20 protein-coding genes are annotated in these 19,663 nt (G+C 50.7%); 7 read left to right on the forward strand and 13 right to left on the reverse strand.

The window, feature by feature from the left end:
• Positions 1–28 precede the first annotated feature (28 nt).
• Genes urtE through urtA form a run of 5 tightly spaced genes read right to left on the reverse strand, consistent with a single transcriptional unit; the run spans position 29 to position 5,496 of the window.
• Complete coding sequence (gene urtE, locus FDW96_RS08510) at positions 29–727, reverse strand: urea ABC transporter ATP-binding subunit UrtE (protein WP_137365532.1); 699 nt, start codon at positions 725–727, stop codon at positions 29–31.
• Positions 728–736: 9 nt separating this feature from the next.
• The gene (gene urtD, locus FDW96_RS08515; RefSeq protein WP_137365533.1) at positions 737–1,534 is read right to left on the reverse strand and encodes an urea ABC transporter ATP-binding protein UrtD; all 798 of its coding nucleotides are present in this window, start codon (positions 1,532–1,534) and stop codon (positions 737–739) included.
• Entirely contained in the window at positions 1,534–2,607 is a 1,074-nt protein-coding gene (urtC, locus tag FDW96_RS08520; RefSeq protein ID WP_061381356.1) for an urea ABC transporter permease subunit UrtC, read from the reverse strand. The genes urtD and urtC overlap by 1 nt, the downstream gene beginning before the upstream one ends.
• Positions 2,607–4,181: an urea ABC transporter permease subunit UrtB gene (gene urtB, locus FDW96_RS08525; protein WP_042308460.1), complete on the reverse strand. Its 1,575-nt coding sequence runs from the start codon at positions 4,179–4,181 to the stop codon at positions 2,607–2,609. The genes urtC and urtB overlap by 1 nt, the downstream gene beginning before the upstream one ends.
• A 43-nt stretch (positions 4,182–4,224) precedes the next feature.
• On the reverse strand, positions 4,225–5,496 hold the full coding sequence (gene urtA, locus FDW96_RS08530; protein ID WP_137365534.1) for an urea ABC transporter substrate-binding protein: 1,272 nt from the start codon (positions 5,494–5,496) through the stop codon (positions 4,225–4,227).
• Positions 5,497–5,983: 487 nt separating this feature from the next.
• Between urtA and mgtS the strand changes: the two genes are divergently transcribed.
• A complete protein-coding gene (gene mgtS / locus FDW96_RS08535) occupies positions 5,984–6,079 on the forward strand; it encodes a protein MgtS (protein ID WP_003032406.1) in 96 nt (31 codons plus the stop codon).
• A 283-nt stretch (positions 6,080–6,362) separates the two neighbouring features.
• Here the strand turns inward: mgtS and FDW96_RS08545 are convergent, their stop codons facing one another.
• Together FDW96_RS08545 and dcp are read right to left on the reverse strand one after the other, a co-directional pair.
• Positions 6,363–7,289 (reverse strand): diguanylate cyclase, encoded by a 927-nt coding sequence (locus tag FDW96_RS08545; RefSeq protein WP_137365535.1) that lies wholly within the window; start codon positions 7,287–7,289, stop codon positions 6,363–6,365.
• Between the two features lie 165 nt (positions 7,290–7,454).
• Positions 7,455–9,500, reverse strand: a complete 2,046-nt coding sequence (gene dcp / locus FDW96_RS08550; RefSeq protein WP_137365536.1) for a peptidyl-dipeptidase Dcp — start codon at positions 9,498–9,500, stop codon at positions 7,455–7,457.
• Positions 9,501–9,637: 137 nt separating this feature from the next.
• Here dcp and ydfG point away from each other — a divergent pair, with 137 nt between their 5' ends.
• The 3 genes from ydfG to ydfZ all read left to right on the forward strand — a co-directional run bounded on the left by ydfG (position 9,638) and on the right by ydfZ (position 11,549).
• Positions 9,638–10,384 (forward strand): bifunctional NADP-dependent 3-hydroxy acid dehydrogenase/3-hydroxypropionate dehydrogenase YdfG, encoded by a 747-nt coding sequence (gene ydfG, locus FDW96_RS08555; protein ID WP_137365537.1) that lies wholly within the window; start codon positions 9,638–9,640, stop codon positions 10,382–10,384.
• Positions 10,385–10,470: 86 nt separating this feature from the next.
• Positions 10,471–11,157, forward strand: a complete 687-nt coding sequence (locus FDW96_RS08560; RefSeq protein WP_042308471.1) for a GntR family transcriptional regulator — start codon at positions 10,471–10,473, stop codon at positions 11,155–11,157.
• 188 nt (positions 11,158–11,345) lie between these two features.
• The gene (gene ydfZ / locus FDW96_RS08565) at positions 11,346–11,549 is read left to right on the forward strand and encodes a putative selenium delivery protein YdfZ (protein ID WP_042308473.1); all 204 of its coding nucleotides are present in this window, start codon (positions 11,346–11,348) and stop codon (positions 11,547–11,549) included.
• Positions 11,550–11,624: 75 nt separating this feature from the next.
• Here the strand turns inward: ydfZ and FDW96_RS08570 are convergent, their stop codons facing one another.
• The 5 genes from FDW96_RS08570 to FDW96_RS08590 all read right to left on the reverse strand — a co-directional run bounded on the left by FDW96_RS08570 (position 11,625) and on the right by FDW96_RS08590 (position 17,370).
• Positions 11,625–13,091 (reverse strand): mannitol dehydrogenase family protein, encoded by a 1,467-nt coding sequence (locus tag FDW96_RS08570; protein WP_137365538.1) that lies wholly within the window; start codon positions 13,089–13,091, stop codon positions 11,625–11,627.
• A gap of 165 nt (positions 13,092–13,256) precedes the next feature.
• On the reverse strand, positions 13,257–14,636 hold the full coding sequence (locus tag FDW96_RS08575; RefSeq protein WP_137365539.1) for an MFS transporter: 1,380 nt from the start codon (positions 14,634–14,636) through the stop codon (positions 13,257–13,259).
• A gap of 53 nt (positions 14,637–14,689) precedes the next feature.
• Positions 14,690–15,709, reverse strand: a complete 1,020-nt coding sequence (locus FDW96_RS08580; RefSeq protein ID WP_137365540.1) for a Zn-dependent oxidoreductase — start codon at positions 15,707–15,709, stop codon at positions 14,690–14,692.
• 12 nt (positions 15,710–15,721) lie between these two features.
• Positions 15,722–16,936: a starvation-sensing protein RspA gene (rspA, locus tag FDW96_RS08585; RefSeq protein ID WP_042308480.1), complete on the reverse strand. Its 1,215-nt coding sequence runs from the start codon at positions 16,934–16,936 to the stop codon at positions 15,722–15,724.
• Between the two features lie 107 nt (positions 16,937–17,043).
• On the reverse strand, positions 17,044–17,370 hold the full coding sequence (locus tag FDW96_RS08590) for a YnfA family protein (RefSeq protein ID WP_038640517.1): 327 nt from the start codon (positions 17,368–17,370) through the stop codon (positions 17,044–17,046).
• Positions 17,371–17,522: 152 nt separating this feature from the next.
• Here FDW96_RS08590 and FDW96_RS08595 point away from each other — a divergent pair, with 152 nt between their 5' ends.
• Positions 17,523–17,864, forward strand: a complete 342-nt coding sequence (locus FDW96_RS08595; protein ID WP_038640515.1) for a DUF1283 family protein — start codon at positions 17,523–17,525, stop codon at positions 17,862–17,864.
• A 36-nt stretch (positions 17,865–17,900) separates the two neighbouring features.
• Positions 17,901–18,461, forward strand: coding sequence for a spermidine N1-acetyltransferase (speG, locus tag FDW96_RS08600; RefSeq protein WP_038640513.1), 561 nt, complete (start codon positions 17,901–17,903; stop codon positions 18,459–18,461).
• A gap of 6 nt (positions 18,462–18,467) precedes the next feature.
• Here speG and FDW96_RS08605 read toward each other — a convergent pair whose 3' ends face one another.
• A complete protein-coding gene (locus tag FDW96_RS08605; RefSeq protein WP_077949316.1) occupies positions 18,468–19,178 on the reverse strand; it encodes a YnfC family lipoprotein in 711 nt (236 codons plus the stop codon).
• 103 nt (positions 19,179–19,281) lie between these two features.
• Between FDW96_RS08605 and FDW96_RS08610 the strand changes: the two genes are divergently transcribed.
• A complete protein-coding gene (locus FDW96_RS08610) occupies positions 19,282–19,590 on the forward strand; it encodes a DUF1161 domain-containing protein (RefSeq protein WP_137365541.1) in 309 nt (102 codons plus the stop codon).
• The last annotated feature ends 73 nt before the right edge of the window (positions 19,591–19,663 follow it).

Genomic DNA, 19,663 nt, shown 5'->3' on the forward strand with positions numbered 1-19,663 from the left:
CAGATCCATAGTGGTTCTGTCGCGTATCTCAAATGGCCACCAGCCCTCGTACTCCCTCGGATTCCATATTCTCACCGGAACCGCTTTGAATAATATTTCCGCGCGACATAAGCAGGTATTTGTCAGCCAGCTGCTGCGCAAAATCATAGAACTGTTCCACCAGCAAAATGGCCATATCACCCCGATGCGCCAGGTGAGAAATAACCTGACCAATCTCTTTAATTACTGACGGCTGGATCCCCTCGGTGGGCTCATCGAGGATCAACAACTGCGGCCGACTGGCCAGCGCCCGTCCAATAGCCAGTTGTTGTTGTTGTCCACCGGACAAATCTCCGCCCCGTCGATACTTCATCTCCTGTAGCACTGGAAATAGCGCGTAAATATCATCTGGCACTCGCCGGGCGTCCTGTGCTGAAAAGCGGGAAAGGCCCAGCAGCAAGTTCTCTTCCACTGTCAGACGCGGAAAAATATCGCGTCCCTGCGGCACGTACGCTACACCGGCTCTGACCCGTTGATGGGGTTTCCAGTACGTGACATTTTTCTCCTGCCAGAGCACGCTTCCACTGCGGGCAGGGATAAGCCCCATCAGGCATTTTAAGAGCGTTGTTTTACCCACGCCGTTACGCCCCAGCAGACACGTCACCTCACCGATACGCGCTTCAAAGCTCACGCCACGCAGAATATGGCTACCGCCATAGTATTGATTCAGTTCATTTACCTGCAGCATCAGCCCTCCTTACCGTCCAAGATAAACTTCAATAACTTGCTCATTGACCTGCACATCGCGCAGGCTGCCTTCAGCCAGCACTCGCCCTTGATGCAATACCGTAACGTGGTCAGCAATTGTCTCGACAAACCCCATATCATGCTCAACCACCATCAGCGAGTGCTTCCCGGCAAGCTGGCGAAACAGTTCCGCGGTGTATTCCGTCTCCGCATCCGTCATCCCCGCTGCCGGCTCATCCAGCAGCAGCAAATGCGGCTCCTGGACCAGCAACATGCCGATCTCAAGAAACTGCTTTTGCCCGTGCGAAAGCAGCCCGGCACGGCGTTCTCGATCGTTTCCCAGGCGCAACAGCACCAGCACTTCATCGATGCGGTCCCGCTGTTCACCCGAAAGGCGCGCCCGTAAAGACCCCCAAACGGATTTATCGTTTTTCAGTGCCAGCTCCAGATTCTCCACCACTGTTAATGCTTCAAATACCGTGGGCTTCTGAAATTTTCGTCCAATCCCCTGACGCGCAATGGCGATAGAATCAAACGCCATTAAATCAATCGACTGATCGTAAATCGCGCGGCCGCTTTGCGGTCTGGTTTTGCCGGTAATGACATCCATCAACGTCGTTTTTCCGGCACCATTAGGACCAATAATGCAGCGCAGTTCCCCTACGCCAATATCAAGTGTGAGATCCGTTAGCGCCTGAAACCCATCGAAGTTCACGTTGATTTTTTCCAGCTGCAATACCGGGTCGGTTTGATTGCGAAATCTGTCCCCTGGCAACTGGCGGGTAAAAAGACCTTCATCTGGCTGCATTATTTGTCTCCTTTGCGAAACAGACCAATCACGCCACGGGGTAAAAACAGCGTAACGCCAATAAAAATCAGGCCAAGAAACAGTTGCCAGTATTCAGGCATGATTACCGTAAACAGACTTTTAGCGCCGTTCACCAACACAGCGCCAAAAACCGGGCCAATCAGGGTTCCGCGACCACCGAGGGCGACCCAAATCGCCGCTTCAATCGAGTTGGTCGGTGACATTTCGCTGGGGTTAATGATGCCCACCTGCGGAACATACAGCGCACCAGCCAGCCCGCACAGCACAGCGGAAAGCGTCCATACCAGCAGCTTGAAGCCTTTCGGATCATAGCCACAGAACATCAGCCGATTCTCGGCATCGCGCACGGCAGTCAGGATACGACCAAACTTACTGCGCGCCAGCGCCAGTCCCAGCCATAACGCCAGCACCAGTAGCATCACCGTCGCCAGAAACAGCGCGATACGGGTTGAGGTCGCGGTCACGGGGAATCCCAGAATAGTGGTAAATCCGGTGAAACCGTTATTTCCACCAAACCCGGTTTCGTTACGGAAAAACAGCAACATGCCAGCGAAAGTCAGGGCCTGAGTCATGATGGAGAAATAGACGCCCTTGATTTTTGAGCGAAAGGCAAACCAGCCAAACACCAGCGCCAGCAGGCCGGGTACCAGCACAACCAGCAGCATTGCCCAGATAAAGTGTTGCGTTCCCCACCAAAACCAGGGCAGTTCGGTCCACGACAGAAACGACATAAAAGCCGGTAGTCCTTCGCCGGAGGCCTGACGCATCAGGTACATCCCCATCGCATATCCCCCCAGCGCAAAGAAAATGCCATGGCCCAGTGAGAGCATTCCGGCATAGCCCCACACCAGATCCAGTGCGACCGCCACAATGGCATAGCACAGGATTTTCCCAGCCAGCGTTAGTGTCCAGACGGAGATTGCCAGCGGATGATCCACCGGTAGCAGCGCCAGAAATGGCAGAATAATGAGCGCCAGCAGCAAAAACAGCCCCAGGATGCGCGTCACGCGCGGCGCTTTTCGTGCCAGTGTTAATGTCATTGGCATAGTCATTAGTCAATAACCCTCCCTTTCAATGCGAAAAGTCCCTGAGGTCGTTTCTGGATAAACAGAATGATCAGCACCAGGATCATAATTTTGCCGAGCACAGCCCCCACCTGAGGCTCAAGAATTTTATTGAAGATCCCGAGACCAAACGCCGCCACCACACTCCCGGCGAGTTGTCCAACCCCGCCAAGCACCACCACCAGAAACGAATCAATAATGTAACTTTGCCCCAGTTCTGGCCCCACGTTACCCAACTGCGACAGCGCCACGCCACCCAGCCCGGCAATCCCTGAACCCAGCCCAAAGGCCAGCATATCGACTCGCCCGGTGGGCACGCCGCAGCAGGCCGCCATATTGCGGTTTTGCGTCACCGCGCGCACGCGCAGCCCAAGACGGGTCTTATTCAGCAATAACCAGGTGAAGAACAGCACCAGCATGGCAAAGCCAAGCACCACAATTCGGTTCCACGGCAAAATCAGATTGGCATAGACCTGAATCCCCCCGGAAAGCCATGTCGGATTGGCGACCTCGAGATTTTGTGCACCAAAGGTCATTCGCACCAACTGGATCAGCATCAGGCTGATCCCCCATGTAGCCAGTAGTGTTTCAAGCGGACGGCCATATAAATGGCGGATCACACCGCGCTCCAGCAGCATTCCTACTGCCGCGGTAAGTAAAAAGGCGACCGGAAGCGCAATGACCGGGTACCAGGCTAACCATTGCGGAAGAAACTGCCCCATCAGCTGTTGCACCATCCAGGTACAGTAAGCGCCGAGCATCAACATCTCGCCATGCGCCATATTGATGACACCCAGCAGCCCGTAAGTAATCGCCAGCCCTAACGCCGCCAACAGCAAAATAGAGCCCAGAGACAACCCCATAAAGGCTTGACCAAGAAGATCGCCAATCTTCATGCGATGCGCGATAGAATTTAGACTTTCGTTGGCGGCAGCGCGAACGCGGGCATCAGGCTCATGTTCTGCACGGGTGAAGGGTTGTAATTTCGCCTGGGTTTCAGGGTCATTTGACGCCCCCAACTGTTCAATTGCCTGCCGCCTGACCTCGGGCGAGGTACTGGTCAGTCGCAGGTTAGCCAGAGCAATAACCAGGGCGGATTTCACATTAGCATCCGGTTCCTGCGCCAGTCGTTGCTGCAAAAATGACAGCATGCCAGGCTGAGCCTCACGCTGTAATATCCTGGCTGCGGCGCTCCTTTCAGTGACACTGTCACTTAAAAGTTGATGAACGGCCAACGTTCCGGCAACCAGATTGCGCAGCCGGTTAGTCAGCCGGACTTTTTTTAGCTCACCGTCAGGACCTGTTGCCCTCCCCAACGGTTGTGCTTGCGCCCCATCCATGACAAACGCATTTTTCGCGCTATCGGTCAGCAGATTTTCATCTCGCAGCGCCTTAAGCACGGGTAAACGCTTAAGGTCAGGATTTGTCGCCCACTGTTCAAGTAAGACAGCCTGCTGCGTCCGGTTGGCAGCGGTAAAAGTATCGGCATCTGATGCCTGCGCTATCCACGGCAAAAACCACGTCAGCAACATCACACCACGAATAAAGCGCATGGCTTTCATGAGCATTCTCCCAAGCGTTGCCCTCCCGCAGGAGGGCATAAGATCAGTTGCTGGCGGTTTTCACGGGTTGTTCAGATTTTTTATCATTGCCGGCGATATACGGGCTCCACGGCTGGGCACGGACCGGCTCATCGGTTTGCCACACCACGTTAAACTGACCGTTGCCTTCAATCTCGCCAATCATGACGGGTTTATGCAGGTGATGGTTGGTGGCATCCATCGTGAGGGTAAAGCCAGATGGCGCGGCGAATGATTGCCCAGCCATTGCAGCACGGACTTTATCCACATCGGTAGTTCCGGCTTTTTCTACTGCCTGTGCCCACATATGCAGGCCAACCCAGGTGGCTTCCATTGGGTCGTTTGTCACAACCGAATCCGCATTCGGTAATTTGTGCGCTTTGGCATACGCCCGGTAATCCGCGACAAACTTCTTGTTAGCCGCATTATCGACAGACTCAAAGTAGTTCCAGGCGGCAAGGTTGCCTACCAACGGTTTCGTATCAATACCGCGTAATTCTTCCTCACCTACGGAGAAGGCCACTACCGGAACATCGGTGGCTTTCAGACCCTGGTTCGCTAACTCTTTATAGAATGGAACGTTAGAATCACCGTTGATGGTTGAGACCACCGCCGTTTTTCCCCCTGCGGCGAATTTTTTAATACTGGCGACAATGGTCTGATAATCACTGTGTCCGAACGGGGTGTACACCTCTTCGATGTCTTTATCGGCAACGCCTTTCGAATGCAAAAAGGCACGGAGAATTTTGTTAGTCGTGCGCGGATAAACATAATCAGTCCCCAGCAGGAAGAAGCGTTTCGCACCACCGCCATCCTCACTCATCAGATACTCAACCGCCGGGATCGCCTGCTGATTAGGCGCCGCGCCGGTATAGAAGACGTTAGGCGACATTTCCTCGCCTTCATACTGCACCGGATAAAACAGCAAACCATTTAACTCCTCGAATACCGGTAACACCGATTTACGCGAAACCGATGTCCAGCACCCGAACACCGCCGCCACTTTGTCCTGACTCAGCAACTGTCGGGCTTTTTCAGCAAATAACGGCCAGTTCGAGGCCGGATCAACCACAACCGGCTCCAGCTTTTTGCCCAACACGCCGCCCTGCGCATTGATTTCGTCAATAGTCATCAACGCCACATCTTTCAACGGCGTTTCGGAAATCGCCATCGTTCCGGATAACGAATGCATGATGCCCACTTTAATAGTGTCAGCCGCCTGGACGCTAAAACTCATGCCCATTGCCATAACGGAGGCCGATAACGCAAAAGCTTTTAAAAATGTACGACGCTGCATAGTTTCACTCCTGAAATTAGATTCGCTGAAAGCTCCGGTGCAGCCGGGCAGACAAAACGGTGCAAATTAAGGGGATTCAGAAGCAATAAGGCAAAAACGATGCCAGATATTAAAATATCATATAAAATCAAGGCATTAGAATCGTATAACTCAGTAACTGGATGAAAACATTTCATCAAGAAGGGGGATCGCCAGGAAAATTGAACCACCATGAGACAGCGTTGCATTATAAACGTGCAACAATTTGCGTCGGGTTCGCATAGCAATGACTGTGGAACTCAGCATAAAATCGTGGTTAATTTGCGCAAGGATAAGCGCGCCTTGTCACTATTATTTATTTCCCCCGACGAAATCGCGTCATTTTTTTACATTTCAGACGAAATAATCACACAGTTCAGCCTTTGTTTAAGTTGCAATTGCTACTATAGTCATAAGCGAGGTGAACTTAAGGTAAGAGAGGAAACTCACAGATAAAGGAGCATTTACTATGCTGGGTAATATGAATATTTTTATGGCTGTTCTGGGAATTATTTTATTTTCCGGTTTCCTGGCCGCGTATTTTAGCCACAGATGGGATGATTGATGAACGGCGATAGTCCTGAACCGAACCGGCCCCTTGTCGCGTCACTGCACAAGGGGCCATTTTTTTACCTGCATCGCCTTTCCGGCACCTTTTCCCTGGCCACAGATAAAAAAAACCGCCGGATAAACCAGCGGTAAATGCTTGCATGGATAGATTTGTGTTTTGCTTTATACGCTATCTGGCAATTCCCTGCGAAGATAACGGATAGTCTGCTAACCTAGCATCGGCAACCCCAATGAAAGCTAAACGAAACGCAACTAACATAAAACGGCTTAGATGAATTTCACGCGCTGAGGTGGAACGAAGGCCCATCACTGGCGTTAACCAGCGTGATCTGCTCGCGTTCATCCATAAACATACAGCGATTCCTGCCGCTCTGTTTTCCCTGGTACATCGCTCTGTCTGCCCGTCCAAGAGCAGTATCTAATTTTTCATCCCGCTGAGCTCTGGTGATACCGGCCGTTACGGTGATAGCGATCTCTCCATCTGCGTAGGGGATTTTTTGCTGGCCTACAAGCTGACACAATCGCAACCCTGCCTGGCGGGCCTGCTCGTCAGTTTTGGTTCGGATGATGATAATAAATTCTTCGCCACCGTAGCGGTACGCAACTTCATCATATCGCGTCCATGCCAGAAAATTTGCAGCCAGAGCGCGTAATACCACGTCCCCCACAAGATGACCATACGTATCATTAACGTGTTTAAAACGGTCGATATCCAGTAGCAATATATAAAGATTAAGCGGCCCGGCATCGATTAACTGTTGGTCAAAAGACTCATCGAGCATTCTTCTGCCAGGTAAGCCTGTTAATATGTCGATATTACTGCGGATACTCAGCAAATATATTTTATAGTCCATCACAGCAGACGTAAATGCCAGTAACGCATCCTCAAATTTGGTGAAATGCCATGGATAACTACGTTTCTCCAGTATTGCCGATAGCAAATCCTTCCCTGATAAATGCATTTTTTCGTGAACATTATTTATCTTATTCACATAGCTACAATCATCTTCATTGCGCAGCGATTGATTATTAAGCCACTGTCCAAATTGACAAACGAAATGCGCGTTGTCACCCATGATATCCGGTTGCCTAGCATTCGAGGTTACTGCGCAACGGAACATATTCACCAGCCATTTATAGTGGGCATCAATGGACTTGTTTAACTCGATCAAAATTGCATCTATTTCCGTAGTATTTCTCATCATCACGATCTTCCTCCCTGTTCGAACGTTTCTGATGCAATCATCTTAACGACAAAAAAGAAAACTTATGTAAATTTTTTATTTTGAGAATAAACCTTATCAGTTTCAGTAATGAACATAAGATAAGACCGGGCATCACGCCCGGCTCTGCGCAAGATCTAAAAATGCTTACGCGCTCAAACCACGATGTGCCAGCATCGGCTCCATGCGGGGATCGCGCCCGCTCCACTGGCGATAAAGCTCAGCTAAATCAGTGCTATTCCCGCGGGACAAAATCGCTTCGCGGAATTTCTGTCCGTTTTCGCGGGTTAATCCGCCCTGCTCTACAAACCACTGATAACCGTCATCGGCCAGCATTTGCGTCCATAAATAGGCGTAATAACCCGCGGCATAGCCACCGCCAAAAATATGGGCAAAATAACTGCTGCGATAACGAGGCGGCACGGCCTGAAGATCCAGATCTTCTGCCGCCAGCGCCTGCTGCTCGAATTGATCAACCGAATAAGATGACGCGCTCATCTCCAGACTGTGCCAACGCATGTCCAACAATGCGGCACTGAGCAGTTCGGTCATATCGTAGCCTTTATTGAACAGGCTGGCCCGCTGCATTTTATCCCGCAACGCCTGCGGCATTGGCTCTCCGGTTTCGACATGACGGGCAAATCGGGCAAAAACCTGCGGATGGCTCGCCCAGTGTTCGTTAATCTGCGAAGGAAACTCGACAAAATCACGCGGTGTGTTAGTCCCTGAAAGCGTGGCATAACGCTGAGTGGCAAACAGACCGTGTAACGTGTGGCCAAATTCATGGAACAACGTAATGACATCATCCCACAGCAGTAACGCGGGCTTACCCGTTGTGGGTTTTTGATAATTACAGACGTTGTAAATAACCGGTCGGGTTTCGTTCAGCTCCGATTGCTCAACAAAATTGCCCATCCATGCCCCGCCGCTTTTTGATTCGCGGGCGAAGAAATCACCGTAAAACAACGCCAGTCCTGCGCCATCGTGGTCGAAAATTTCCCATACCCGCACGTCCGGGTGATAAACCGGAATGTCGAATCGCTCAACGAATTTGATACCAAAGAGCTGATTGGCCGTCCAGAAAACGCCCTCGTTCAACACCGTATCCAGAGCAAAGTAAGGTTTAAGCTGTGCCTCATCAAGGGCGTATTTCTCACGGCGGACCTGCTCAGCATAAAATGCCCAGTCCCAGGCCCTGACACTAAACCCTCCCTGCTCTTGATCGATGACTTTCTGGATTTCTGCCTGTTCATCCAACGCACGCTGTCGCGCGGCCGGAACGATCGCCCGCATAAACGAAAGTGCCGCTTCAGGCGTTTTAGCCATCTGGTCGGCGGTTTTCCAGGCCGCATAATTGGCAAAACCGAGTAATTTCGCCTGTTGCATGCGGATGTCGACCAGACGCTGAATAATAGCCCGGGTATCGTTATCGTCATCGTGTTCAGCCCGCGTCCACGCCTGGGTAAACAGTTCTTCACGGATCTGGCGATCGCGTAACACGGCAAGCGCCGGTTGTTGAGTGGTATTCACTAACGGAATAACCCAACGTGATTCGAGCCCCTTTTCTTTTGCAGCCTCAGCGGCAACGGCAAGTTCTTCTGCGCTAAGCCCGTCAAGCCGCCGAACATCATCCACCACCAAAGCACCGGACTTGTTCGCCGCCAGCAGACGCTGATTAAACTGACTGGTCAGCGTGGCTGACTCGGTATTAAGTGCTTTGAGGCGTGCTTTGTCGGCCTCATTCAGACGGGCGCCTGCCAGTACAAAACGCTGGTAAATGACCTCCACCAGGCGCAATGATTCGCTATCCAAACCTAATGTATGACGTCGTTGCCAGACAGCCTCGACGCGGGCGAAAAGTGCACCATCAAGGTAGATATCATTGGCAAGCCCCGCCAGTTCTGCTGAGAACGCTTCGTCAAGGCGCTGTAGTTCATCGTTGGTGTGCGCCGACGTCATCGCGAAGAAAACGCTGGTTACGCGCGTGAGCAATGCGCCACTTTGTTCAAGTGCCTGGAGAGTATTGGCGAAATCAGGATCCTGAGTATTGTGTACAATCGCCTCGATCTCTGCGCGTTTTTGCCGCACGCCCTCATCAAACGCCGGACGATAATGCTGCACGTCAATCTGATCAAACTGCGGCGCCTGATACGGCAATGTGCTGTGGTGTAAAAAAGGATTCGTTAACGACATCTTTCACTCCTGAAAACGATTTGTTTACCAGAGTAGACTTCCCGGGAATCGACCGCAATCCTGTTAACCAGGAATAGCTCTTAACAGAAATGACGTGCTATGGTAGTACTACATAAAAAGCGTTGAGGAACAGTGAGATGATCGTTTTAGTAACCGGAGCAACCGCAGGTTTTGGTGAGTGCATTACGCGTCGTTTTATTGAGAATGGCCATAAAGTTATTGCCACCGGACGCCGCCAGGAGCGCCTGCAGGAGCTCAAAGATGAGCTGGGTGACCGCCTCTTTATCGCGCAACTGGACGTACGTAATCGCGCATCGATTGAAGAGATGCTGGCGTCCTTACCTGCTGAATGGCGCGATATTGATGTTCTGGTCAACAACGCGGGTCTGGCGCTGGGCCTCGAGCCTGCCCACAAGGCCAGCATTGAAGACTGGGAAAACATGATCGATACCAACAACAAAGGTCTGGTTTATATGACCCGTGCCGTGCTGCCTGGTATGGTTGAGCGCGATCGCGGACATATTATCAATATCGGCTCTACCGCCGGTAGCTGGCCATACGCCGGCGGTAACGTTTATGGCGCGACCAAAGCGTTTGTCCGTCAGTTTAGTCTCAACTTGCGTACTGACTTACACGGGACAGCGATTCGTGTTACCGACATTGAACCAGGTCTGGTTGGCGGTACGGAATTCTCTAACGTGCGTTTCAAAGGCGATGATGCCAAGGCTGAAAAAGCTTACGAAAATACCACTGCGTTGACCCCGCAAGATGTTACAGAAGCGGTATGGTGGGTGGCTTCGTTACCTGCTCATGTCAACATTAACACCCTTGAAATGATGCCGGTCACGCAGTCTTTTGCCGGGCTGAGTGTCCATCGGAGCTAATTTCCCTGCCCGGCCTTGCGCCGGGTATAGATAGCCTGAAATAAGTGATAAAATATCCGGGTTAACTCTCTAAAAAGTAAGAATGAATGACCGTAGAAACGCAGCTCAACCCTACACAGCCTGTAAATCAGCAGATTTACCGTATTCTTCGTCGTGATATCGTGCATTGTCTGATTGCGCCTGGTACGCCGCTGTCGGAGAAAGAGGTTTCCGTACGCTTCAATGTTTCACGCCAGCCGGTACGAGAGGCATTCATCAAACTGGCAGAGAACGGTCTGATTCAGATCCGTCCGCAGCGTGGCAGCTACGTGAACAAAATTTCGTTGTCGCAGGTGCAAAACGGTTGTTTTGTTCGCCAGGCAATTGAATGTGCTGTGGTCCGCCGCGCTGCCGCCCTGATCACCGATAAACAATGCTATCAGCTCGAACAGAATCTGCATCAGCAGCGCATTGCGATTGACCGAAAACAAATTGATGATTTCTTCCAGCTTGACGATGAGTTTCATCAGAAACTGGCTTTAATCGCCGAGTGCCAGCTCGCCTGGGACACCGTCGAGAATATTAAAGCCACCATTGACCGCGTTCGCTATATGAGCCTGGATCATATTTCCCCTCCTGAAATGCTGCTTCGCCAGCATCACGATATCTTTGCCGCACTTGAAAAACATGATGGTGACGGCGTCGAGCGCGCAATGATGCTGCACCTTCAGGAGATCGGTGAGTCTGTGCAGCTTATTCGCCAGGAAAATAGCGACTGGTTCAGCGAAGATTAATTTTACGCTCACCTCTCTGCGGGGTGAGTTGTCCTGCGTTTACCCTCTCCTGCACATCTCTCTAAAAAAGCTGTGATTTTGATCGAAAACAAAAAAAATCCTTAGCGAGAAGCGTATTTATATTGCGCCCGTTACGTGGGACCAGAGGCCCACGGGCTTTGACGGTGAGTTGGAAAGGAGAAAACACCATGAAAACATACGATCGTAACCGCAACGCAATCACCACTGGCAGCCGCGTCATGATTAGCGGCACCGGACTCACAGGCCGCATTACAGCGATAGACACCGATGGCCTGACCGCTGAGCAAATTCGCCGTGGCAAAACAGTGGCAATCGAAGGGTGTGAAGGTAAATATACCCCTATCGAGTTGATTCGTTTGGGCATGAACTAATTGGTGTGAATGCCAGAAAACTCTGCGCCATCTGGCTCGCTGAAAGCCAGATGGCGACATAAATGATGCCCTTCGTTACTTCAGTTTTGCTGCATACTTCGCAACCGTTGCCTTTGCCCCTTCAGCCAGTAAAGCAAGATAGGCTTCTGTGACCTGGTTTTTGAATAGTTCTACCTGCGGTAATTCGCGACCAAAAATGGCATCAATCGCCAGTAACGCCTGAACGCGTGCTTCCCCCTCGTGACTACTGCGAACCGCAGTCTGGATCACCGGCAACAGCGGATCGCTGATTTCAATCGCCTGACCGTGTTCATCCACACCGCCGACATAGCGCATCCAGGCAGCTACGCCCAGTGCCAGCAGCGCAAAATGGCTGCCATGCGCAATGTGCCAACGAATTGAATCGAGCATACGCTGCGGTAGTTTTTGGCTACCATCCATCGCAATCTGCCAGGTACGGTGACGCAGTGCCGGGTTGCTGTAGCGCTCAATGAGCAGATCGGCATAGTGCTGCAGATCCACACCTTTCACTTTCAGCGTCGGCGCCTGTTCCTGCAACATCAACGCTCGCGCGGCAAGACGATAATTTTCATCCTCCATGCAGTCGTTGATATGCTGATAACCCGCCAGATAACCAAGATAGGCAAGGAAAGAGTGACTGCCGTTGAGCATACGCAGTTTCATCTCTTCAAACGGAATCACATCCGATACCAGCTCCGCCCCGGCCTTTTCCCATGCCGGACGACCGGCGACAAAGTTATCTTCAATTACCCACTGACGGAACGGTTCACAGGCTACGCCTGCCGGGTCGCGTACCCCGGTGATGTGTTCAATTTTGTCCAGCGTCTCCGGGGTAACCGCAGGAACAATGCGGTCAACCATTGTAGACGGGAACGTCACATGCTGTTCGATCCACGTGGCCAGTTCAGCATCTACCGCCCGGGCATACGCAGTGACGACATTGCGCATCACGTGGCCGTTTTCAGGCATGTTGTCGCAGGACATCACGGTAAATGCGGCTAACCCCGCAGCTTTGCGGCGCGCCAGAGCTTCAACTACCACGCCTGGCGCAGTTTTTGGTTGTTTTGGATTTTGCAAATCGGCGGCAATCATGGGGTTGTCTAACATCAGTTGCCCCGTCGCCGGAGAGTGGCAATATCCTTTTTCGGTGATGGTGAGAGAAACGATCGCCACCTGCGGTTCGCACATCGCAGCCAGTACGCTTTCCAGGCCATCTACCTGCGCATGCAGCGCGTTTTTCACCACACCAACGACTCTGGCAGTCCACGCATCCGCAGACATTTCCGCAACGGTATACAGATAATCTTGCTGTTTCAGATCGGCAATCTGCTGCTCACCGCCAATCAGATTTACTTCGCAATAACCCCAGTCACTGCCGTATTCTGCAGCCAGGATGTCAGCATAAACACCCTGATGTGCGCGATGAAACGCGCCAAATCCCAGATGAACAATACGTGGGACCAGTGTGGTACGATCGTAGTCAGGAAGCGCAGCCTTTGCCGCTAAGAGCTTGTTTTGCATGGTATGGCCTACTTATCTATGAAATCAGGACTGTCTCAGAGTAACGCCTGTAGGGTTGTATGTTTTGATTTGCATTAAGCTTTTCATAATTGGTATGACATCATTTAAAGCTGTGTAATAGCATGGGCGGAGCATAATCGTATCCGTCCATGCTATTACCAGGACTTAGCTTATCTGGGTCGCCGAACAACGAACTTTATTCGTCTGACTCACTTCAGCGGCATCCTCAAGCATACTCAAATCGCGGTCTTTCACTTCCGGCATCAGCAGCGCAGACACCAGACCGATCAGTGAATAGGCAATGACCATCGCCAGAATTGGCCACCAGGAATTGGTCATGTTACAGAAAATACCGGCCAGAACAGGTCCAAAACCAACGGCTACCAATCCGCCCGCCTCTTTTGAAATCGCCATTCGCGTAAACCGATTGCGGGCACCAAACATTTCAGCCATGGTGATATTTTCGAGAGCAAATAATCCCAACACAGCAAAGTTATGAATGACAATCAATGCTGTCATAATAACGCCAGGGCTATACGTTTTATCCACTACAATAGACAACATCGGGTAAGCCAAAATAATGGCTGAGATATTGAGGATAATATAGGGTAAACGACGGCCAAATTTATCAGACAACCAACCGAGCAGCGGTATGGTAATAAATCCCAGTACCGAGCTAATCATTAATGCATCAGTGGGGATTGATTTATCAAACAACAAAGTCTGAACTAAATAACCGGCGAGGAATGTCTGGATTAATCCTGAGTTACCCGCCTGCCCAAAGCGTAAACCGGTTGCCAGCCAGAACGATTTACTGGTAAACATCGCCCCCAGCGTATTTTCCGACGAATTGTTTAATGTAGGCGCATTTTCCTCATTATTCACTTTCTCAAATACCGGACTTTCTTTGAGGTTCATACGTAACCAGATAGCAAAGATCATCACCACGACACTGGCCAGGAACGGAATACGCCAACCCCAGGCTAACAATTCCTCACGGCCAAGAGCAAAGAACATCACCGCCCAGATTGCAGTTGCGCTAAGGGTCCCACAGTTGGTTCCCATGGCGACAAGTGAGGAAATAATCCCGCGTTTCCCTTTCGGCGCATACTCGGCAAGCATCGTTCCCGCCCCCGAGATTTCAGCCCCCGCGCCAAGTCCTTGCACAATACGCAGCGTCACCAGCAGTACGGGTGCAAAGATACCGATTTGCGCATAGGTTGGTAGAACGCCGATTAATGTTGTACAAATCCCCATCATCGTAATAGTGATAAACAACACCTTTTTACGCCCGATTCTGTCTCCCATCTTGCCAAATATAAATGCCCCGACGATACGAGCAATATATCCCGCACCGTAGGTTCCCATCGCTAAAATGAGGGCCATCGCCGCAGATTGTTCCGGGAAAAATATCTCATGGAATACCAGCGCGGCACCCAAAGAATATAACTGAAAATCCATAAATTCGAGCGCAGTACCTAACCATCCGGATACGGCGGCTCTGACCAGATCTTTGGTGGATCTTTCGTGTTTTTCTTGATTCATATTGGCTATCTCTTAGAGGTAAGATGCGTACCACTTACTCGCAGTTATTTATATTATTCAGTGAATGTGAGTAAAACTTTGCAGCAGTGCTGCTGATCTTTCTCGAACAATTCAATTGCGTCTGTAACGTGGTGATAGTCAAAAGTATGGGTAATAAGTTGATTAGGGTTAATAAGTCCGTTAACCAACCAATCAATAACAACCGGGAATTTATTGGCATTTAATCTTGAGGAATAAATTGAAAGTTCTTTCCCGGTAATGCCCTGCTGAACAATCTGACAAGGTTCGCTGGAGAAGCCCATCAGGACAATCCGTGCGGCTGGCGATGCCAGCGTGATAGCCTCCTGTAAAATGGATGGATGACAAGCCGCATCCACGATGATGGTCGGCTTAAGCTCTTTTTCCGCCAGGAAATCGTGCAACGATTGCTGACCATTATTTATTACCCAGTCAGCGCCGCACTGCTTCGCCATGCTCAGGCGTTCTTCGATTCTGTCGGCAATCACCACAGTTTTTACTTTATAGACACGTTTAAGCGCCTGTACGGTGGTTAGCCCCATAGGCCCTGCGCCATAAATCAGCGCAATATCATTTTCTGTAGGTTTAATTTGTCCGGTTACGTTCGCGGCGATGGTAAAAGGCTCTACCATGACGGCATGTTCATCAGAAACGGCATCGGGGATCGGCCAGGCATTTTTTGCCGGTACAACGGCGTACTCGCTAAAACCACCATCGCGATGAACGCCCAGCACCACCAGCGATGTGCAAACGTTAGGTTTACCTATTGAACAGGGATAGCAATGCCCGCAGCTGATAACGGGATCAACGGATACTCGTTCACCCATTCGCGCACGATCAACACCTTCCCCTACCGCATCGATCACGCCAAAAAATTCGTGGCCGATAACGCGAGGATACTGCGCAAATGGATTATGCCCGCGGTAAATATGGCTATCGGAACCACAAATTCCCGCCAGTTTTACCTTCACCCTCACCTCTCCCGCTAATGGCTCTGGAACGGGCCGCTCGGCAATGACCAGCGTATTTGGTTTTTCAATCACAATACTTTTCATAGCAATCACTCCTTACCAGTTCCACAGCGTGCCATCTTCCAGGCGAGCGACAGGCAGATATGCCGGGTCATACGGATATTTCGCAGCCAGTTTTTCATCAAACTCAATACCAAGGCCTGGCTTATCGCCCGGGTGCATGTAGCCGTTATCAAAAGTCCAGTTATGCGGGAACACTTCCAGCATTTGCTCGGAATACCCCATATATTCCTGAACGCCGAAGTTCGGCACCCACAGATCAAAATGCAGTGCTGCGGCCATGCATACGGGTGACAGATCGGAAGGTCCATGCGACCCCGTGCGTACCTGATACAGCGAGGCGAAATCGGCAATACGGCGCATACCGGTAATGCCGCCCGCATGGGTAATGGTGGTGCGGATATAGTCGATCAGCTGTTCTTCGATCAGCTGTTTGCAATCCCAGATGCTATTGAAAACTTCCCCTACTGCAATCGGCGTGACCGTATGCTGGCGGATCAGGCGGAAACACTCCTGGTTTTCGGCTGGGGTTGGGTCTTCCATCCAGAACAGACGATATTGCTCAATGCTTTTGCCAAACCGGGCAGCTTCAATCGGCGTCAGGCGATGGTGCATGTCATGTAGCAGATGTTCGTTAAAACCAAATTTATCGCGAACAGCGGCAAACAGTTTTGGCGTGAAATCGAGGTATTTCTCTGTAGACCACAACTGCTCTTCCGGCCACTGCCCTTTGGTCGCGGGTTCGTAGGCCAAACCTTTGCCTTTTGACATACCGTAAGTGGTTTTCATGCCCGGTACGCCGCACTGTACGCGAATCGCTTTAAAGCCCATCTCTTTATGTCGCGCGTAATCTTCCAGCACATCATCTACGGTATGGCCTGTGGTGTGGCAGTAAACCATGACGCCTTCGCGAGACGCACCGCCGAGCAACTGATACAACGGCATGTTCGCCGCTTTCGCTTTGATGTCCCACAATGCCATATCTACTGCGGAAATCGCCGACATGGTGACCGGACCGCGACGCCAGTACGCGCCTTTGTAGAAAAACTGCCAGATGTCTTCGATTCGATGCGCGTCGCGACCAATAAGTTGCGGACAGACATGATCTTTCAGATAGGACGCCACGGATAATTCGCGGCCATTTAAGGTGGCATCGCCCAGCCCGGTGATCCCATCATCTGTCGTTATTTTTAACGTTACAAAATTACGCCCCGGGCAGGTGACAAAAACTTCAGCCCCGACAATCTTCATTTTTTCTTCCTTACATCTGTTCTTGAGATGCAGGAAATTTACTCAACTGAACTACTACCATACAAGTATAAAGATCGAAAAAGCGCTCGTTGATCACAAAAAAGGCGCTATGCGCGCCCCCATCCAGCCACGATAATCAGCATCCCGCACAAAGCCACCAACGCACCAGACCAGTCATACAGGCTGAGTTTTACGCCATCGACAAAGCGCAGCCATAGCAGCGCAGTGACAACATAAACGCCGCCATAGGCCGCGTAAACTCGCCCACTCGCGGCGGGATGTAGCGTCAGTAACCAGACAAATAAGGCCAACGATACACCGGCGGGTACCAACAACCACGCCGTAGCGCCTCGTTTAAGCCAGAGCCAGGGTAAAAAGCAGCCGATGATTTCGCATAAGGCGGTGACGAAAAAAAGAAAGGTGGTCTTAAGCATTGACGTTATTCAGTTACCTTCGGTTTAACCATGATACGACAGAATATCGCCAACGTATCCATATCCGCTCAGTGGGTATGCCCTGAAGCAGGAATAGTGTAGAATTTAGCCCTGTTTTATCGTTTTTCCCTTTCTCATAAAAGGAATTCGCCATGAATATTACACTGACCAAACGTCTGTGTCTGACGGCTATGCTGACGCTTGCGGCGGCTGTGTACACCTCTTCAGCATTTGCTGAAACCAGTAAACTGGTCATTGAATCCGGGGACAGTGCGCAAAGCCGTCAACAGGCCGCAATGGAAAAGGAACAATGGAACGATACCCGCCAGTTACGTCAGAAAGTGAACAAGCGTACTGAGAAAGAGTGGGACAAAGCCGACGCGGCCTTTGATAGCCGTGATAAGTGCGAGCAGAGCGCCAATATTAACGCCTACTGGGAACCTAACACCCTGCGCTGCCTCGACCGTCGTACTGGCCGTACCGTTGCACCATAATGACTGTGCCCCTAAAGGATATTGCAAGGATACAATATGACTAGCGCCCTCAGTGTTAAGCTGCGCCCGCTGGAGCGTGAAGATTTACGTTTTGTCCACCAGCTTGATAACAACGCCAGCGTTATGCGTTACTGGTTCGAAGAACCTTACGAAGCGTTTGTTGAGCTGTCTGATCTGTACGATAAGCATATTCACGACCAAAGCGAACGTCGCTTTGTGGTGGAATGCGAAGGTGAAAAAGCCGGGCTGGTGGAGCTGGTAGAGATTAACCACGTCCACCGCCGGGCTGAATTCCAGATTATTATTTCGCCTGAATATCAGGGTAAAGGTCTGGCGTCGCGGGCGGCAAAGCTGGCGATGGATTATGGTTTTACCGTCCTCAACTTATATAAGCTGTATCTGATCGTCGATAAAGAGAACGAAAAAGCCATCCACATCTACCGTAAACTCGGCTTTATGGTGGAAGGTGAACTGATTCATGAATTCTTTATCAACGGTCAGTACCGCAACACCATCCGTATGTGTATTTTCCAGCAGCAGTATCTGGCAGAACACAAAACGTCTGGTCCTAACCTGCTACAACCTACCGCTCAATAAAGGCGATTAGTAGTAATCGATGGTATTTTCAATCGAGTAATGATGTTCAACTGCTGGCTTCACGCTTTCGTCAACGATAACCAGCTGGCAGTTGACCGGGTTGGCGTAGTTATCGTACTTACAGGTTTGCCTGACATTACCTAATGGATGATTGTTCAGCATACTCACCGCCGTGTAATCCAGCTTCTTCAGCGGATCAACCGACGGTTTGGCATCAACCTGTAAGGTATTGTCTTTACTGACGGAAGTTTTACCCAGCGGGTAGCCTTCCGCGTCATAGCGGTACTGGACTTTCATCTCTTTTCCCGTGGCGGAAACGACAAAGCCGTTATCGTCGGTATCCCACACCACACCGGCAGCAGGCAGTTCCGCTAGCTGGCATTTACCTTGTAAGCGGATCTTTTTTTCCAGCGTTTCGGCATCGCGATAATAGTTGGCATCCAGAACCAGCGCCATTCCGGTATTATTTTCGATATCGTGCAGTTCAAGCGTATCGAAACACCCTTCCTGCGAGAGCGTACCGACAACGCGCTTGGAAACTTCACCTTTATCATTAAGAAGCGTCTGACTGAAATCTTTCACTGGCCCACGCAGCGGATCGAAATCAAATTCATTGGAAAAACTGGCCATTTCCGGCGTAAAAGAAACCAGCCCTTTGGCGTTATCACACCCGACCAGTACGGCGCACAGGAAAACTAACAGGGTCTGTTTCTTCACATTTTTCACCCGGATAAGAAGATAATTCTCAATCATATTAGCAAATACAATTATTTACACCAGAAATGCTACTCTTAGTTCATGTCGTTCACAAAAGGAGCTGATGATGAAATACATAACAGGAATTGCCGCACTCTTACTGGTAGCAGCCTCCCCACACGTTCTGGCGGCGCCAGCGTCCTGCGAACGCGTTAAGAGCGATATCGAACAGCGCATCATAAATAATGGCGTAGCGGAATCCAGCTTTACGCTGAATATCGTCCCCAACGATCAGGCCGATCAACCTGATTCCCTGGTAGTGGGACATTGTGCAAACGATACGCATAAAATTCTCTATACCCGGACCAACAGTGGCAACGCCCCCGCCAATAGCACGCCAGCTCAGGACGGCCATGCTGCCGAACCGCAATAACATGCTGCCGAACCGCAATAAGTAGTGCCCTCCGCTCGCGGAGGGTCGCTTCCCTTTGACATGCATTAATAAG

Source organism: Citrobacter sp. TBCS-15 (genome assembly GCF_005280815.1).
In the GTDB taxonomy this organism is placed as follows: Bacteria; Pseudomonadota; Gammaproteobacteria; order Enterobacterales; family Enterobacteriaceae; genus Citrobacter; species Citrobacter werkmanii.

Excerpts from the sequence above, each read along its gene's own strand:
- ydfZ (WP_042308473.1), top strand. The coding sequence starts at position 11,346 with ATGAAAACATACGATCGTAACCGCAACGCAATCACCACTGGCAGCCGC.
- FDW96_RS08610 (WP_137365541.1), top strand. The coding sequence starts at position 19,282 with ATGATGAAATACATAACAGGAATTGCCGCACTCTTACTGGTAGCAGCC.
- urtD (WP_137365533.1), bottom strand. The coding sequence starts at position 1,534 with ATGCAGCCAGATGAAGGTCTTTTTACCCGCCAGTTGCCAGGGGACAGA.
- ydfG (WP_137365537.1), top strand. The coding sequence starts at position 9,638 with ATGATCGTTTTAGTAACCGGAGCAACCGCAGGTTTTGGTGAGTGCATT.
- rspA (WP_042308480.1), bottom strand. The coding sequence starts at position 16,936 with ATGAAGATTGTCGGGGCTGAAGTTTTTGTCACCTGCCCGGGGCGTAAT.
- urtB (WP_042308460.1), bottom strand. The coding sequence starts at position 4,181 with ATGAAAGCCATGCGCTTTATTCGTGGTGTGATGTTGCTGACGTGGTTT.
- urtA (WP_137365534.1), bottom strand. The coding sequence starts at position 5,496 with ATGCAGCGTCGTACATTTTTAAAAGCTTTTGCGTTATCGGCCTCCGTT.
- FDW96_RS08560 (WP_042308471.1), top strand. The coding sequence starts at position 10,471 with ATGACCGTAGAAACGCAGCTCAACCCTACACAGCCTGTAAATCAGCAG.
- urtC (WP_061381356.1), bottom strand. The coding sequence starts at position 2,607 with ATGACTATGCCAATGACATTAACACTGGCACGAAAAGCGCCGCGCGTG.
- mgtS (WP_003032406.1), top strand. The coding sequence starts at position 5,984 with ATGCTGGGTAATATGAATATTTTTATGGCTGTTCTGGGAATTATTTTA.
- FDW96_RS08570 (WP_137365538.1), bottom strand. The coding sequence starts at position 13,091 with ATGCAAAACAAGCTCTTAGCGGCAAAGGCTGCGCTTCCTGACTACGAT.
- FDW96_RS08580 (WP_137365540.1), bottom strand. The coding sequence starts at position 15,709 with ATGAAAAGTATTGTGATTGAAAAACCAAATACGCTGGTCATTGCCGAG.
- FDW96_RS08595 (WP_038640515.1), top strand. The coding sequence starts at position 17,523 with ATGAATATTACACTGACCAAACGTCTGTGTCTGACGGCTATGCTGACG.
- speG (WP_038640513.1), top strand. The coding sequence starts at position 17,901 with ATGACTAGCGCCCTCAGTGTTAAGCTGCGCCCGCTGGAGCGTGAAGAT.
- FDW96_RS08575 (WP_137365539.1), bottom strand. The coding sequence starts at position 14,636 with ATGAATCAAGAAAAACACGAAAGATCCACCAAAGATCTGGTCAGAGCC.
- FDW96_RS08545 (WP_137365535.1), bottom strand. The coding sequence starts at position 7,289 with ATGATGAGAAATACTACGGAAATAGATGCAATTTTGATCGAGTTAAAC.
- FDW96_RS08590 (WP_038640517.1), bottom strand. The coding sequence starts at position 17,370 with ATGCTTAAGACCACCTTTCTTTTTTTCGTCACCGCCTTATGCGAAATC.
- dcp (WP_137365536.1), bottom strand. The coding sequence starts at position 9,500 with ATGTCGTTAACGAATCCTTTTTTACACCACAGCACATTGCCGTATCAG.
- urtE (WP_137365532.1), bottom strand. The coding sequence starts at position 727 with ATGCTGCAGGTAAATGAACTGAATCAATACTATGGCGGTAGCCATATT.